At 62.1% G+C, this 15,264-nt stretch carries 14 protein-coding genes and 1 pseudogene; 6 read left to right on the top strand and 9 right to left on the bottom strand.

Annotation, left to right across the window (positions count from 1 at the left end; all coding sequences use genetic code 11):
• Position 1 precedes the first annotated feature (1 nt).
• From QKE19_RS05615 to QKE19_RS05605, 3 genes are all read right to left on the bottom strand, one after another.
• On the bottom strand, positions 2-502 hold the full coding sequence (locus QKE19_RS05615) for a methylated-DNA--[protein]-cysteine S-methyltransferase (protein WP_347890560.1): 501 nt from the start codon (positions 500-502) through the stop codon (positions 2-4).
• Between the two features lie 12 nt (positions 503-514).
• Positions 515-1,462 (bottom strand): alpha/beta fold hydrolase, encoded by a 948-nt coding sequence (locus QKE19_RS05610; protein WP_049189819.1) that lies wholly within the window; start codon positions 1,460-1,462, stop codon positions 515-517.
• 109 nt (positions 1,463-1,571) lie between these two features.
• The gene (locus tag QKE19_RS05605; RefSeq protein ID WP_070549594.1) at positions 1,572-2,465 is read right to left on the bottom strand and encodes a cation diffusion facilitator family transporter; all 894 of its coding nucleotides are present in this window, start codon (positions 2,463-2,465) and stop codon (positions 1,572-1,574) included.
• Between the two features lie 43 nt (positions 2,466-2,508).
• Here QKE19_RS05605 and QKE19_RS05600 point away from each other — a divergent pair, with 43 nt between their 5' ends.
• The gene (locus QKE19_RS05600; RefSeq protein WP_088611812.1) at positions 2,509-4,926 is read left to right on the top strand and encodes an ATP-dependent RNA helicase; all 2,418 of its coding nucleotides are present in this window, start codon (positions 2,509-2,511) and stop codon (positions 4,924-4,926) included.
• Positions 4,927-4,938: 12 nt separating this feature from the next.
• Here QKE19_RS05600 and QKE19_RS05595 read toward each other — a convergent pair whose 3' ends face one another.
• Entirely contained in the window at positions 4,939-6,105 is a 1,167-nt protein-coding gene (locus QKE19_RS05595; RefSeq protein WP_347890557.1) for a glycosyltransferase 87 family protein, read from the bottom strand.
• 84 nt (positions 6,106-6,189) lie between these two features.
• On the opposite strand from QKE19_RS05595, the gene QKE19_RS05590 reads away from it, so the two are divergent.
• Both QKE19_RS05590 and QKE19_RS05585 read left to right on the top strand, forming a co-directional pair.
• Positions 6,190-6,912: a YggS family pyridoxal phosphate-dependent enzyme gene (locus QKE19_RS05590; RefSeq protein ID WP_049172553.1), complete on the top strand. Its 723-nt coding sequence runs from the start codon at positions 6,190-6,192 to the stop codon at positions 6,910-6,912.
• 30 nt (positions 6,913-6,942) lie between these two features.
• Positions 6,943-7,329: a Rieske (2Fe-2S) protein gene (locus tag QKE19_RS05585; RefSeq protein WP_049172555.1), complete on the top strand. Its 387-nt coding sequence runs from the start codon at positions 6,943-6,945 to the stop codon at positions 7,327-7,329.
• A 9-nt stretch (positions 7,330-7,338) separates the two neighbouring features.
• Here QKE19_RS05585 and QKE19_RS05580 read toward each other — a convergent pair whose 3' ends face one another.
• Positions 7,339-8,547 carry an MFS transporter gene (locus tag QKE19_RS05580; protein ID WP_049172559.1) on the bottom strand — a complete coding sequence of 403 codons (1,209 nt, stop codon included), beginning with the start codon at positions 8,545-8,547 and terminating at the stop codon, positions 7,339-7,341.
• Between the two features lie 106 nt (positions 8,548-8,653).
• Here QKE19_RS05580 and QKE19_RS05575 point away from each other — a divergent pair, with 106 nt between their 5' ends.
• Both QKE19_RS05575 and QKE19_RS05570 read left to right on the top strand, forming a co-directional pair.
• Positions 8,654-9,871, top strand: a complete 1,218-nt coding sequence (locus tag QKE19_RS05575) for a saccharopine dehydrogenase NADP-binding domain-containing protein (RefSeq protein ID WP_049193394.1) — start codon at positions 8,654-8,656, stop codon at positions 9,869-9,871.
• Positions 9,868-10,719, top strand: coding sequence for an SDR family NAD(P)-dependent oxidoreductase (locus QKE19_RS05570; protein ID WP_070595871.1), 852 nt, complete (start codon positions 9,868-9,870; stop codon positions 10,717-10,719). The genes QKE19_RS05575 and QKE19_RS05570 overlap by 4 nt, the downstream gene beginning before the upstream one ends.
• A 1-nt stretch (position 10,720) precedes the next feature.
• Here the strand turns inward: QKE19_RS05570 and QKE19_RS05565 are convergent, their stop codons facing one another.
• The 3 genes from QKE19_RS05565 to QKE19_RS05555 form a co-directional block, all read right to left on the bottom strand.
• Positions 10,721-11,056, bottom strand: a complete 336-nt coding sequence (locus tag QKE19_RS05565) for a YciI family protein (RefSeq protein ID WP_049189837.1) — start codon at positions 11,054-11,056, stop codon at positions 10,721-10,723.
• Between the two features lie 108 nt (positions 11,057-11,164).
• The gene (locus tag QKE19_RS05560; protein WP_070547000.1) at positions 11,165-11,650 is read right to left on the bottom strand and encodes a hypothetical protein; all 486 of its coding nucleotides are present in this window, start codon (positions 11,648-11,650) and stop codon (positions 11,165-11,167) included.
• Between the two features lie 79 nt (positions 11,651-11,729).
• A complete protein-coding gene (locus QKE19_RS05555) occupies positions 11,730-13,058 on the bottom strand; it encodes a PepSY-associated TM helix domain-containing protein (RefSeq protein ID WP_347890553.1) in 1,329 nt (442 codons plus the stop codon).
• Between the two features lie 145 nt (positions 13,059-13,203).
• On the opposite strand from QKE19_RS05555, the gene QKE19_RS05550 reads away from it, so the two are divergent.
• The gene (locus QKE19_RS05550) at positions 13,204-14,241 is read left to right on the top strand and encodes an aldo/keto reductase (protein ID WP_070604516.1); all 1,038 of its coding nucleotides are present in this window, start codon (positions 13,204-13,206) and stop codon (positions 14,239-14,241) included.
• Here QKE19_RS05550 and QKE19_RS05545 read toward each other — a convergent pair.
• Positions 14,225-15,225 (bottom strand): annotated as a pseudogene (locus QKE19_RS05545) (LLM class oxidoreductase). The gene QKE19_RS05550 and the pseudogene QKE19_RS05545 sit on opposite strands and share 17 nt — an antisense overlap.
• Between the last annotated feature and the right edge of the window lie 39 nt (positions 15,226-15,264).

Raw genomic sequence — 15,264 nt, 5'->3', positions numbered from 1 at the left:
ATTAGAGATTAGCGGGTGGCCAACCTTCGAGTTCGAGCAGCCAGCGCTTCATTTCGCGGCCGCCGGCATAGGATCCGAAAGACCCCGCTCCCCCACTGGCGGGCACCACGCGGTGACAGGGAATCAGAATGCCCAGCGGATTGGTGGCACAGGCCGATCCGGCAGCTCTGGCGGCACGAGGCGATCCGGCCATTTCAGCGAGCTCACCGTAGGTCACAACCTGGCCATACGGCACGTCGCGCAGTGCGGTCAGCGCACGAGCGCGGAAAGAATCCTGGGTGAATATGTCGCAGTCCAGCGGCAGCGCAAACTCGCGGCGCTGCCCGGCAAAGTACTCGCGGAACTGCTGCGCTGCCTGTTCCGCCACCGCTTGCGCTTCGGGGTCGGCGGCGCTGGGGTCGTCGTCAAGCACGGGGCCTAAGAGATTGACTTCGACGACCCCGCGAGCGGAGGTGGCGATTCCAAGCACGCCGAAAGGCGTTTCTACCTGGGAAATCGCCATAAAACCTCCTACTTAGCCCTTGTTGGCCTGGAACCAGGCCAGCAGCTCGTCCCACTCCTTCTCGTGACCGGAGCGGAAGTACCCACCGTAGCCCACGCCCTTACCACCAGCCGGCTGAGCCTGGCGCTTTTCAATCTTTTCCGCAGAGCTCATCACATTGGTGATCAGGTCTGCCGAGGACTCCTCAGTCCAGTAATCATCCGGAACGCGGATGGACAGGAACGGCTGCGGAGCCTTGGAGAAGCGGTTAGCGAAGTCGAACTCGGAGTCGTCGAAGAAGTAGCCTTCCTTGCGAGCCCAGCGAGCCCACTGACGCATGACACCGTTCGGCGGCTCGACAGCCAGACGCCACGCCGACGCCGGAATGTGGCCAGTGATGAAACCGCTAATCGGGCCGAGAATATTGAAGATGAAGAATGCGCGGACCTTGCCCGCCACGGACGGCACCTTGGAAATACGCATACCGCGGCAGTTGACCAACGCCGCTGCGTCATAGGTGCCCTCGGAGCCGGCGTAGACGATGCCGTGACCACCAACCGCGTGGCCGACAGCGAAGTGCGGCACGTCCGGGTAGGTCTCCTTGGCCCACTCGATCACACCCGGAATATCCTTGGTAATCCAGTCCGACATCCGGATGTCTTCATTGTTCTGGTCAGTCTTCAGAGCGGACTGGCCAATTCCGCGGTAGTCATAGGTGATAACGCCGTAGCCCTTTTCTGCCACGGTCTCAGCGAAACGGTGGTAGAAACCCTGCGGCACACCGGTACCGGAGTGAACGGTGATGATGCCGTTGGGAATGTTCTCTGGGTTCTCCTTCGGGCGGAACATGGTTCCGCGCAGCAGGACGCGGTCATTAGCCGGAATAATGATGTCCTGCCGAGGGCACGGCTCCGGCAACTTCGGGCTCTTCGCGGAAAAACGGCTATCCCCAGTGGAAGTGGTTGAGGCTTCGGAGGTCATTTATGCAGTTCCTTCGAGTGGACTTAAACAGTGCATGATTTTGTATACACAATCTTAAAGTGTAAGGCTCATCACTTTCAGCGCTTTCGTGGAATTTGCCTCACTCGCGCTACAACTGCACATCCCCATAGGCGCGTTCGTCCTCAATTGGCTCCAGATGCGAGGAGATATGCACACCTGGAAAACGCTCCCGCAGCTCATCTTCCATCGCGGTAAGCACATCGTGACCGCGCTCCACGCTCCACGCGCCCGGCACCAGCACATGGAACTCAATGAACTTCTGATACCCCGACTCGCGAGTGCGGATTTCGTGGACGTCAATGCCACGACTCCGGTCACGGTGCGAGGCCAAAATCTCATCCACCGCCACGCGGTCGTCGCCCTCCATGGCCTTGTCCATCAGGCCGTTACCGGAATCGCGCAGCAGCTTGTAGCCAGCGACCAGGATGTTTACAGCCACGGCCAGCGCGATAATCGGGTCGAGCCACCACAGGCCGGTAGCCCACACCAGCGCCACACCTACAAGCACACCGGCGGAGGTCCACACGTCGGTCATCAGATGCTTGCCGTCGGCGGTCAGCGCCAGGGAGTTGTGTTGGCGCCCGGCCTTAAGCAGAATCAGCGCCACCGCACCATTGATCACCGAGGCAATTACGGTCACGACGAGGCCCAGGCCAATCTGCTCAATCGGCTGCGGGTTCACCAACCGCTCGATGGAGACATAAATAATGGCCACCGCCGCCACGAAGATCATGGCACCTTCCAGCCCGGCCGAGAAGTACTCTGCCTTGGAATGGCCGAACTCATGATCGCGGTCCGCGGGCCGCGCGATAACCTTGAGCACAATAATTGCGACAACTGCCGCAACCAGATTGACAATCGACTCCGTCGCGTCGGAAAGCAGGCCCACCGATCCGGTCAGAGTGTAGCCCCAAAACTTCAGCGCGATGGTGACGACCGCCGCCCCCACTGAAAGCCAACCAAAACGAGATAAGTCCTGCATATGCAGGCACTTTACCCGCCTTTCCGGAGTTACTACCAGTTCTATGAGCACCGATTTCCAGTTCAATTTGCAGAACATTTCTGCAGGCCTGCCGTTCGCGTCGCAGCTCGCCTCGCTTGCCGACGCCGTGCGCGACCACGACGTAGTAGTCCAGGCCCCACCGGGTACCGGCAAGACCACTTTGGTTCCACCGGCAGTGGCCAACACCCTGGGCGGCCGCATTGTGGTCACGACTCCCCGGCGCGTGGCGGTGCGCTCGGCGGCGCGGCGGTTGGCGCAGCTGTCGGGCACCAAGCTCGGTGAGGAAGTTGGTTACTCGGTGCGCGGCGACTCCCGCACCTCCCGCGCCACCCGCGTAGAGTTTGTCACTCCCGGTGTGCTGCTGCGCCGACTGCTGCGCGACGGTGATGTGGATGCCAGCGCTGTGCTCATCGACGAGGTGCACGAGCGCGGCTTGGACACCGACCTGGTGTTGGCGATGGCGCGCGACTTGCGGGATATCCGCGATGACCTGCGCCTTGTCGCTATGTCGGCAACAGTGGACGCGCCGAAGTTCGCGGCCTTGCTCGGCGGCTCCACCCCGGCTCCCATTGTGGCGGCGGAGGCGGAGATCTTTCCGCTGGACATCCGCTACGCGCCTTTTCCGCAACGGCTGGATGCACGCGGTGTGACCGACGACTTCCTACAGCACGTTGCTGCACAGGCCGGCACACTCGCGGAAGAAGCCGCCGGTGATGTGCTGGTTTTCCTCCCCGGCGTCCGAGAGGTGGAACGCTGCGCAGGCTATATCGCGGACTCCTCGGAGGTGGCGGTGCTGACGCTGCACGGCCAGCAGAGCTCCGAGGAGCAGGACCGCGTGTTCCGTCGGCAAGCGGACGGTAGACGCGTAATTGTGTCCACCGCGATTGCGGAATCATCCGTGACTGTGCCGGGCGTGCGCGCCGTTGTCGACGCCTGCCTCGCGCGCGGACCGCGACTCGACATTGCGCGTGGCTTCTCCGGCCTGGTCACCAGCTCGTGTGCGCAGTCCTCCGCGAACCAGCGCGCTGGCCGAGCGGGACGTGAGGGCCCGGGCATCGTGGTGCGCTGCGTCTCCCAGTCGGAATTCGCGTCCTTTCCCGCCTGGCCCGCGCCGGAAATCGAGGTCGCCGACCTGACCCAGGCGCTCCTCGACGCCGCCGCGTGGGGCACGCCTGGGATGCAGGGACTGAAGCTTCTCGACGCCCCACCACCCCACCACGCGGAGGTCGCAAACCGCATTCTGGCTGGTCTGGGCGCTGTTGATGAGGCCGGTGACATCACGGAACTCGGCCGCACCCTGGCTACCCTGCCGGTGCATCCGCGCATGGGACGCGCGCTGCTGACCGCCACGGCCATGATGCCGGAGCACGCCGACGCGGTCGCACGCGCAGTGGAGAAACTCACCGATGCCCGCGGCTTGGTCAAGCAGGTGCGCCGCATTGAGCTGGATACTGAGGCCCCCGCCAACCTGCTGCCCTCGGACATCCCCGCGCTGGTCACGGCCCTGGCGTGGCCGGATTTCATCGGGCGACGCCGCAGTGCGAACTCCGACGAATACCTCTTCACCGGCGGCACCGCTGCGGAACTCGCCCGTGGTTCTGACCTGCGCGGCCACGAATGGATCGCGGCCGCCGACATCTCGCGGCTCTCCCATGGGCGCGCGCTGATTCGCGACGGCGAGGCGATTGACCTGGAAATCGCCATGCTCGCCGCCGGGCACCTCGCCCGCACGGAGACCACGGCGCGCGTCGAACAGGGCCGCGTTCGCGCCCGCGAGCGCGACCTGCTCGGCGCCATCGAGCTGTCCTCCCGCCAGGTCTCCCCAACACCTGAGCAGTGCATTGCTGCCAACTCCGCCTGGCTTGCCGACGCGCTTGCCGACGCCGCCCCCAACCTCGACCGCGACACCGAACAACTCCGCCGCCGCATGGCCTTTCTCCACACTCATCGCGGTGCCCCATGGCCGGATGTCTCCCCCGCAGGGCTCGCGGCCCAGGCCGAGCTCCTCTTTGCTGGCGAGCTGGACCGCCCGACCCCTCCCAAGCTAGATGCCGAGCACCTCCGCCGCCTGCTGCCCTGGCCGGAGGCCACGGACTTCGACCGGCTGGTGCCCGAACGCCTGGAGGTCCCCTCCGGTTCGAAGATTCGCCTGGAGTACCCGGAGGACCCCACGAACCCTGAGGCAAAGATTGTGCTCGCCGTGAAGTTGCAGGAGTGCTTCGGCCTGGCGGAGACCCCGCAGGTATTGGAAAAGCCGGTGACAATGCATTTGCTGTCACCGGCTCAGCGACCACTCGCGGTCACTCAGGACTTGGAAAGTTTCTGGAATGGCGCCTACGCACAGGTTCGCTCCGAGATGCGGGGCCGTTACCCCAAGCACCCGTGGCCGGAGAACCCGTGGGAGGAGCAGGCTACTGCGAGAACGAAGCGTCGTCGTTAAGCAAGCCCGTCGTTAAGCAGCTGCCTGTGCCCGCACGCGACTGGGCTTGCGCCAGAGGTAGATTGCGTAGCCCAGGCAGGTGAAGAAGAGCACGCCGCCCATGATTCCCTGCATGTTGCCGTAGAACCACTGCCCCACATTGGCAGCGTGGCCGAAGTCATTGCCCACGAACACCTCGTACGGTGCCCACCAGTGGGCGATCATGAACAGGACACCGACAATAATGTGCCCGATCTCGCGGACGAAGAGCACCAGCGGCACGAAGACCATGACGATCGACCAGTGGTGGCTGACCGCGTATGGCCCGGCGAAGCTGACCGCCAGCGCGACGAAACCGAGGGCCGCGACCTCATAACCATTGCGGTGGTAGATCCACGCCACGAAAGCGGCGGCGATGGCACCAAAGAGGAAGAAACCGTAGATGCCAACATCGAGCGCAGTGCCCTCCACCCCGGCGCGGGCGAGCAGACCACTGAACGCCTGGTTGGCCTCGTAAGCCGGGGCGCCACCGCGGTTGCCGGCGAAGAACTCATCGGTCCAGAAGTAAATCGACTCTTTAAAGCGCACGGCGAAACCAATGGCGACGGTCACCAGGAACCAGCAGAAGCTCTTGGCCACGGCCGCAAAGTCACGGCGCATGAGGAACACCAGCGCATATGCCGCAGGGGTGATCTTGATACCCGCCGCGATACCCACGCCCAATCCACGCAGCTTCTTGGGCAAAAAGCCCAACACATCGGAGACCACCAGCAGCGCGAGGAAGACGTTGATCTGCCCGAAGAGCACGTTGGCGCGCAGCGGGTCAAGCAGCATCACCACCCCGAGCAGACAGGTAGCCATCAGCTTCGGACGCTCAGAGCCGAGACGAGTGAAGACCATCCACAGCATCGCCCACACCGCCGCCAGCGTGGCGAACGTCCAGATGATTTGCAGGGTGACCGGCCCCGCCCAGGTCAGCGGGTAAAACAGCAGCGCTGCAAACGGTGGGTAGATGAAGCGGAAACCCGATCTGGTGGGAAACTCTGGTGAGTAGAGATCCTGGTCTCGTCGTAGCGCCCAGCCGGCGTCTTGGAAGACCTCGAGGTCCATCATGTAGGCAGTTGCCGCAAGATAGATGAAGTCGATGACAACGACCAGCGACACCAGCCCAAATACAATTGCCAAGATCCGTCTCTGCATGACGGAAAGCGTCGAGAGTCTGTCCATGAGCATGATTCGACACTACCGCACTGTTCTTCCTACTCAGGCCTTAGAGTGGGAGGTATGTTCGTGGAAAACTATCGCAAGGTTCGCTCCGAGATTGACGACGCTTGCCGACGAGCCGGGCGCCAGCCCTCCGAGGTCCGCCTGCTGCCCGTCAGCAAGACTGTGCCTGTCGACGCCCTGGTGGAATCCTGGCCGGAGCTCGCAGCAGCCGGCTGCGCTGGCCTAGCGGAAAACCGCGTCCAAGAAGCGGTGGCCAAGGCAGAGGCATTCCGGGAGGCCTTCGGCGACAAGGCACCACATATGGCCATCATTGGTCCGCTGCAGACGAATAAGGCTGGCCACTTGGTCAGTTGTGCCGATGAGTTTCAGGCTCTGGACCGCCCGAAGGTGGCCGGAGCACTGCAGCGTCGCTTGGCTGATTCCGAGCGCACGCTCGATGTGCTGATTCAGGTCAACGCCTCCCGCGAGCCGCAGAAGTCGGGTCTGGCACCGAGCCACGCGGCTGAGTTTGTCCGCATGTTTGGGCCCGATGGCGAATACCCGAACCTGCGCCTGCGCGGGTTTATGACCATCGCGGCCCAGAATGATCCGAATGTGCGCGAGACCTTCGCGGAGCTGCGGGAGCTGCGGGACAGTCTGCTCGGGGATTTGCCGGACGGTGTCAGCCTCGACGAACTGTCAATGGGTATGTCCGGCGACTACCACGAAGCCATCGCCGAGGGGGCGACCACCGTGCGTGTGGGACGCGCCATCTTCGGTGAGCGCTCCTATCAGAAATAAAGGTAATCAAATGAAGGTAATCTCAGTGCCATGAGTTCTGATGTCTCCCCGTGCTCCCGTCGTCGTTTCCTCCTGGGAACTGCCGCCACTGCAGCTGGCGCACTCGTAGCCGCTTGTGCACCAAAGTCTGCGGTGGAGAAGGTTGACGCTGCCGACATTCCGGTTGGCGGCGGTGTGGTGATCGGCAATTACGTCGTCACGCAGCCGGAGGAAGGCAAGTTCGCCGCTTTCTCCAGCTCCTGCCCGCACCAGAATGGTCGTATCACTGAGGTCAGCAATGGTGTGATGATTTGCCCGAACCACAACTCCCACTTTGATATTGCTACTGGTGAGGTTGTTTCTGGCCCCTCGCGTAAGCCCGCTGGTCAGGCATCGCTTTCAGCCGAAGGCACTGAGCTGATTGTGGGCCAGAAGTAGGTTTATCTTCTAGCGCCGCGGCTTCAACCCCGCCACGGCACACGCGCCCGCGATGAAGGACAGCGCCACCAGCCACGGAATCAGCCCTGCCCACTCGAAGCGACTGAACACCATGCCGGATACCCAACCGACAATGGACGAGCCCGCGTAGTAGCTGAACAGATACATCGATGACGCCTCGGCGCGGTCGCGCTGTGCCACCAGGCCCACGCCGGACGAGGACAGCGAGTGCGCCACGAAGAACGATGCCGTGAACACGAGCACGCCCACGATCAGCGCGGACAACCACGGCAGCAGCGCCAGCCCCAGGCCCATGCACGCCGCCAGAGTCGCAATGGCGATGAGGCGACGGCGGCTCACCGTCTTCGCCCACACACCCGCGCGTGCCGACGACCACGTGCCCGACAGGTAGAGAATAAATACGAACCCTGCCAGTGCCGGGGAGAGCCCGAACTTATCGCCCAGTCGGAAGCCCAGGTAGTTGTACAGGGAGACAAACGCTCCCATAAACAGGAACGCCAGGGCGCACAGCGCCAGGATGCGCGGGTCGCGCAAGTGTCGCGCAATGGCCTGCCCCTCCCCTGCAAACGACAGTTTCTTCGGCTTAAACCTGCGCTGTTGCGGCAGGAAGTACCAGGTCAGGATGGCGAAGATGAACGCCACCGTCGCCGAGACCGCAATCGCCACCCGCCAGGAGGCGAACTCCAGCACAATGGACGGAATGATACGGCCGAGCAGGCCACCGACCGTCGTGCCCGAGATATACAGCCCCATCACGCGACTGACGTGGTCGGCGTGGACTTCCTCACTGACATACGCCATAGCCACTGCGGGCACACCGGCAATGACAATGCCCTGCAACAGGCGCAGCGCAATCATCGAACCGATGCCCGGCGCGATTGACACCACGAGCCCCAGTAGCGTTGCCACAAATGCGCTGATGACGATGACGCGCCTGCGCCCAAAGCGTTCCGACAAAATGGACACCGGGATAATCGCACAGGCCAAGCCACCGGTGGTGGCGGATACCGTCAGCGCGGCGGTGGCGGGGTCGACCGATAGCTCGTCGGAAAGCGTGGGCAGTAGCGCCTGCGTTGCGTAGAGCGCTTGGAACGATGCCAGGCCAGCGAAAAGCACAGCAATAAGCGCGCGACGGAATCCGGGATCTTCTGGCCGCAGTCCTTCGATCTGTTCGGGGTTTTCGTTAGCGCTAGTCACTTGTCCTACGTTAGCCCTCCCTCCAAACCCCTCGCTGAATACACGGATTCAGAAAACCTTTTTAATTCGCCCGCGGTATCGCTTTCGTTTTATTAGTTTCGTAGGCATGACTACTTCTTCCGCACAGCCACAGAGTCGCAATCACGACCGCGAGTACGACATCGTCGTCTACGGTGCCACGGGTTTCGTGGGCCGCTTGATTGTGGACTATCTGGCTAAACACGCCGGTCAGACGAAGGTGGCGCTCGCAGGCAGGAACGCTCAGAAGCTTGCCGACGTCGCGGAGAACGCAGGCGTATCGGACTGGCCGGTCATTGTTGCGGATGCTGCCGACCAGCCGGCGGTGGCTGAGCTTGCGGCCAGTACAAAGGTGGTGCTGACCGTTGTGGGGCCGTATGCGAAGTACGGTCGCACCCTGGTGGCCGAGTGCGCCAAGGCCGGTACTCACTACGTCGACCTGTGTGGCGAGGTGCTGTTCGTCCACGACTCCATCGCGAATAACCACGAGGTGGCACAGCAGACCGGAGCGAAGATTGTTCACTCCTGCGGCTTCGACTCGATTCCTTCCGACGTCGCTGTCCGCGAGCTCCACGAGGCGGCCCACACCAAGCTCGGTGAAACAACCCTGCTGTTCAAGCACGTCAAGGGCGGTGTCTCCGGCGGCACTATCGATTCGGTCCGCGTCCAGCTTGCACAGGCCAAGAAGGACCCCAAGCTGCGTCGCATCATCGCCGATCAGTACGCCCTGGCTGAGCCGGGTCCCGACCAGGGTAAGTTCGGCGTCGACCTGCGCCCGGCGCGCTTCCGCCGCCACTGGCGAGCGCCCTTCTTCATGTCGCCGTTCAACACCCGAATTGTTCAGCGCTCGGCGATGCTGGCGGATTACGGTGATTCCTTCCGCTACCGCGAGCTACTCAATGTCGGCCGTGGCCCGAGGGCTTTCGTCCGCGCAAATATTTTTGCGGCTGTCTGCAGGTTGGCGCTGGCGGCGATGGCGTTCGGGCCGACGGCCAAGCTCATTGATAAGAAGCTGCCGAAGCCGGGTGAGGGCCCGAGCGCTGAAGAACAGGCCGAGGGACGCTTCACCATCGAGGCCTACACCGTCGATACTTCCGGTATTCACTGGCGTTCCAAGGTGTCTCTCGAGGAAGACCCCGGGTACGCGGGCACCGCGATCATGATTTCCAGCGCCGCCCTCGCACTCGTCCACGACGATCTGCCGGACGCTACCGGCGTGCTCACTCCTACTGTCGCGCTTGGCGACGCCCTGTCCCGCCGGCTCCGCGCGGGCGGCATGACCATTGAGGCGGTGCAGGCTCGATGATTGGCGGCCTGACCGGTGCTTTTGCGAATCTCACCCGCGGACCGAAACTGCCGAGTGTAGGTGGCGGCCGTGCGTTAGTGACCGGCGCTTCCTCCGGCATCGGCTGGGCATGCGCAGAGGCACTGGTCGAGGCCGGTTTCGAGGTCGTTGGTACGTCCCGCAGGGGCGCGGAGGCGCCGCACCCCGAGGGCGTGCAGATGGTGGCGCTCGACATGTCCAGCGCCGACGACATCGCTGCTGTGGTCGCCCACGGGCCTTACGACGTCGTCGTCGCCAACGCCGGTGAGAGCCAGTCGGGCGCTTTCGAGGAGCTACCCCGCGAGGCACTTGAGCGTCTCTTCCAAGTCAATGTTCTGGGGCAGGTGGAGCTGTTACAGCAGCTGCTGCCCGGCATGCGCGAGGCCGGTCGTGGCCGAATTGTGCTGGTTGGTTCGATGCTCGGCGGGTTGCCGCTGTCCTACCGTTCTTCCTATGTGGCGACGAAGGCCGCTATCCGCGGCTTTGGGCTTTCGTTGCGCGGTGAAGTCGCGCAGTTCGGTATTGGGGTGACGGTTGTCGAACCGGGTGCCATCAACACGGGGATTTCTACACGTCGGACGACGTATGGCGATGACGGTTCCGTTTACGCTGCTGATGTCCACCGCATGCTGACGAAGTTGAACGCCAATGAGAAAGGCGGCATTCCCGCTTCTGAGATTGCTGAAGTGGTTATGCGCGAAGTGGCTGCCGAGCGACCTTTGGCCCTGGTGGCGCGGGGGTCGTCGGCACGCGTGGCAGTGCCCTTCATGCGGCGAATCCCGACGCAAGCGATGTTGACCATCATGCGCCGGGTGCACGGGCTGCGGTGAGTTAATCGGCGACGGCGCGCATTTCAACGGCCTGCGCACACGCCTCCGCGGCTTCGTGGGCTAGGTTGATGGCCTCTTGCTCGTCTGCGACTTGGACGATCCAAAAAGCTGACGGGAACGTCATCGCGTTGTAGTACGGCAGATCACTATGTGAACCATCCGGCAGCACCGTCATGGCATCCTCCGGTGGAACCAGCCCGCCGGACATAACCCAGTGGCCTTCGTCCTGAAGCTTCTGATTGAAGCGTCCAATCCGTTCAAAGGCAGCGTGCATTTCCTCATCAGAGTCATACGCGTTGATATCTCTGCGACCATGGACCGTGAAAAAGTACTGCACACCAAGCTCCTGGGTTTCGTTTTGCTAAGTGTAACAGATTGCGCGGGGCTGGAACCGGGAATTTGTGAGGAATTTAGAGCTTTGGTTGAGCGTTTTTGCGGCCAGGGCCTAGTTCTCCTGTTGCGCAGCGGCGGCTCGCTGTGCCCTAATCTCCGCTACCTGCTGCTTGCGGATATTGAAACCCATGCGCCACGGGGTGGCTAGACCTGAGTCGGGGGCATGCGGGTTATCGCGCCAAGATTTGCCCTCGTTGTAGGCCTGCGCGCCCTCACGGTATGCGGCGGACTGCTGAGAAAAAGTTGGATACGGCTGTTCGTCAGCCTGCCTGGCCTGCGCGCCGACAGCTTTCATTCTTGCGCGCAGTTCCTTGACTTTGTTCTTCGCCCTTTCGTCATGCTGTTCCTGCTGCTCTGCGATCTCAGCGAGTGCCTGTTGCTCGGTGATGGGGTCGAACGAGTCTTGGCCTGCCTTGTCGTAGGCTTCCTTAGCGCGCGGGGTGCGCTCCCAATCACGCAAAGACGGATTGTAAACGCACCAGTCTTCCTGACCGTCATCTTTGTAGATACTGCCGCTGTGATCCCAATACCTTGTCATGCGTTTACCCTCCTGAGTGTTTTTCATGGGTGTGACTACGCCGTTAGGTACAGGGAACCCGAAGGCGACAGAACCTACACTAACCTCTCCGCAGCTTCCGCCAGACCCAATCAACAATCACGAAGCCAACAAGCGTCACACCAAACAGTGGTGCAACCACCGAGTAGGCAATCAACAGCGCCACAACAGCTGCTGCAACACCCGGGCGAATGTCCCGCCAACGCGTCGGCGCCGGGAGCCTGCCAGGTCGGCCACCTAGACCGCGCCCAAACCACATGGCGTACCCGCGCACAATCATCGCCAACAGAGCGACACCAATCAGTGCCAGGACCAGCTGATTCACCCACCCGAACAGGATGCCCATGTGCGCGTTAATCAGCCATTCGGTCAGCTTCGCCGGCAGCGGCCAGTCCGCAAAATGAATCCGATCGACCATCGCTCCGGTCGAACCGTCAACGGTGACGGTCTCAATGCCCATCCGCCATTCCTCGCGGGCTTCCTTGGCCATCCACACCGTGCCAGCCTCCGGTGGTGTCAGTTCGACTTTCCCGGACAGGCCCTCGGCACGTGCGAGGTTCATAACACTATCTGCCTCTGACCAGTCATAATTCGCTGGTGCAGTCGCAGTCATGGCTGGTTTCGGTGCGTACCAGTCCATCGTCTCGCGCAGCTTTGCGATGCCCGTTCCAGCCACCCACGACCACGTCAGGCCGGTGACGGTCAGGAACAAAAGTCCAACACTGACCGCCACGCCAACATTCGCGTGACGACGCATATGATGCGCCCTCTTACTTGTTCCCTGTGTCCGCTTGCGACGCGAACGATCCCACCAGAGCCAGAGGCCACCAATAGCCAGTGCGCCCATCCAGGATGCTGCCGTCTCGGAGTAGAGGCGACCGAAGTTGCTATCAATCCAGAGTCTGCGGTGCCCTTCAGAGATCCACGCCCGCAGTGGCAGCGCCGCCGAGGAACCGTATTGCACCAGGTCACCCTTGATGCTCAGGTCGCCTGGGTCGACGAACACCGCATGTCGGTAGGACTCCGACTTCAGCTGCTCATCATTGAACATGACTCGCGTTGTCTGCCCCGGCTTTTCCGGGACCTGCACCGCGGTCACCGGCAGGTCAGGGTGCACGCGCTGCGCGACCTCAACCTGCTTTTCCAGCGGTTGTGCGGGAAGGCTTGATGTTGCGGTTAGCTCTTCGTGGTAAACCACCTTTTCTATGCTCGGGGCGAGGGCATACGCCACGCCTGTGATAGCTGCAATAACGAGTAGTGGCGCAACGAGGATGCCTGCAACGACATGGATTCGGTGCAGTAATGCTCGTGGCCCACCATTTTTCTGAGTCTGTGCGACGGGGTTTGCGGCTGGCGTTCCAGCGGCATCGCCTGTGGCTATTGAAGTCATGCCTTATTAGTCGGACGAACTGCCCCAGTTGTTCCCCAGCAAGCTCACTTTTATTACTTCCAGGGGTAGCCATTCGGCCACGCACCTCGTTGTCGGCCACCTTGTGCGCAACTACCCGTCGTTAAGCACGCGTACCCTCGTAGACATGGCTTATCCAGACGTGTACCACGCCGATGACAACCGCTATGAGACAATGCCGTACAACCGCTCCGGCAGCACGGGGCTGAAGCTTCCAGCCATTACGCTGGGACTTTGGCATAACTTTGGTGATGACCGACCGCTCGAGACGCAGCGTGAAATCCTGCGCACCGCGTTCGACCACGGCGTCACGCACTTCGACCTCGCCAACAATTACGGCCCACCGCAGGGCTCTGCGGAGGCGAATTTCGGTCGCATCATGGCCAAGGATTTCGCTCCTTACCGCGATGAAATGATCATTTCCTCCAAAGCCGGTTGGTACATGCAGGATGGTCCCTACGGCTTCGGCGGCTCGCGGAAGTACCTCGTGGCCAGCTGCGATGCCTCGCTGAAGCGCATGGGCCTGGATTATGTGGACATTTTCTACCACCACCGCCCCGACCCGGATACGCCTATCGAGGAAACCGTCGCCGCCCTCGATTTCCTCGTCCGGTCGGGTCGCGCGCTCTACGTCGGCGTTAGCTCCTACTCCCCCGAGCTCACTCGCCGCGCGCAGAAAATTGCCCGTGAGCTGGGCACACCGCTGACCATTCACCAGCCGAGCTACTCCATGTTCAACCGCTGGATCGAGGACGAGCTGCTGGCAACCTGCGCCGACGAAGGCATGGGCGTCATCGCCTTTTCCGCGCTTGCGCAGGGGCTTCTCACCGACCGCTACTTGGATGGCGTGCCGGAGTCCTCGCGTCTCGGGGCGCACAAGATGAACTCGGGGTTCCTCAACGACGACACGCTCACCGCCATCCGCGAGCTCAACGCCATTGCTTCACGACGAGGCCAGTCCCTGGCACAGATGGCCATCTCGTGGGTGCTCCGCCGTGACGAAGTGACCTCAGCCCTGATCGGTGCATCCTCGGTGAAGCAGCTGAAGAACAGCCTCGGCGCCCTGGACGCTGCACCGTTTAGCGATGAAGAACTCGCGGAAATCGACAAGTGGGCTGTCGACCGCGGGATTAATCAGTGGCAGGGCGCTACGGAGTCTGTGTAGGGAGCTCATCGAGCGCCGGCAGCACATACTCGATCAGCTCATCAATCTGTTCTTCCGCATCCCGCTTCGAGGTGCGGAAGTTGATGCTGACGTGATTGATGCCGAGCTGTCGCTGGGATTGCAGCAGTTCAATGAGCTTGTTGCGACCAAGGCGGTACCCGAAGTGGCCGCCCTGCGCGGGGGGGCGTCGGGATCTTCATGCAGGTCAATCCACAGTGATTCCAGGAATGGTTTGAACACGTCCTCACCGCACTCCTGAGCCACAGCCTCCTGCCAGTTGGCGATGTTTTTCTTCTGCATCTCCAGGCCCTTGTGGTACATGAACCACCCGTCGGTATGCGCGGCCTTCCACTCCAGGCTCTGCTGACAGGAGCCAGTGGCCAACAGCGGAACTCGGCGTGCCAGCGGCTTGGGCACCACATCGGATCCGCCCATCTTGCCCTCGGACCACCGGATAGGCCGGTAGCTGGTGCTGAGGGCTTTTTCATAGACCTCGATATGCTCGCGGAAACGCTCACCGCGCTTGCCTTTGTCCTGGTTAAAGGCGGGGAACTCCTCGGGTCGGTCACCGGTGGCAACGCCAAAGAGGAAACGGCCATCGGAAAGCCTGTCCAGTGTGGCAGCGCGCTTGGCCATCACCAGCGGATGCTGGAAGGGCACGACGACTGCACCGGTGCCGAGCGCGATATCGGTGGTGTGTGCGGCGATGTAACTGAGGTACATCCAGGGGTCGTAGACCTGGCCGACGTCGCCGAATGTTTCCACGCGCAGCGGGATGTCGCGTGCCCACACCGCCGCGATGCCTGCGCGTTCGACTTTCTGAATCAGCCGAATCTGGTTGCTCAGCGCGTCCTTGGGCTCGGCTTCGGCGTCCTGCTCGATGGGCAGACTCAGCCCTACCGTGAGTCGGCCCGGCGCGAATGTACGCTGGTAACCGGGTAGTTCGTCGATGGGCTTGTCCGAAAGATCAAACAGCGAGCTCATGGTGCTCCACGGTAGTACAGCTCGAGGTGCGGCACTCGT

The organism is Corynebacterium sp. c8Ua_99 (assembly GCF_039907185.1).
Taxonomy (GTDB): Bacteria; Actinomycetota; Actinomycetes; order Mycobacteriales; family Mycobacteriaceae; genus Corynebacterium; species Corynebacterium jeikeium_D.
The sequence above is the reverse complement of the archived record's forward strand: the minus strand, read 5'-3'. Positions and strand labels throughout refer to the sequence as shown.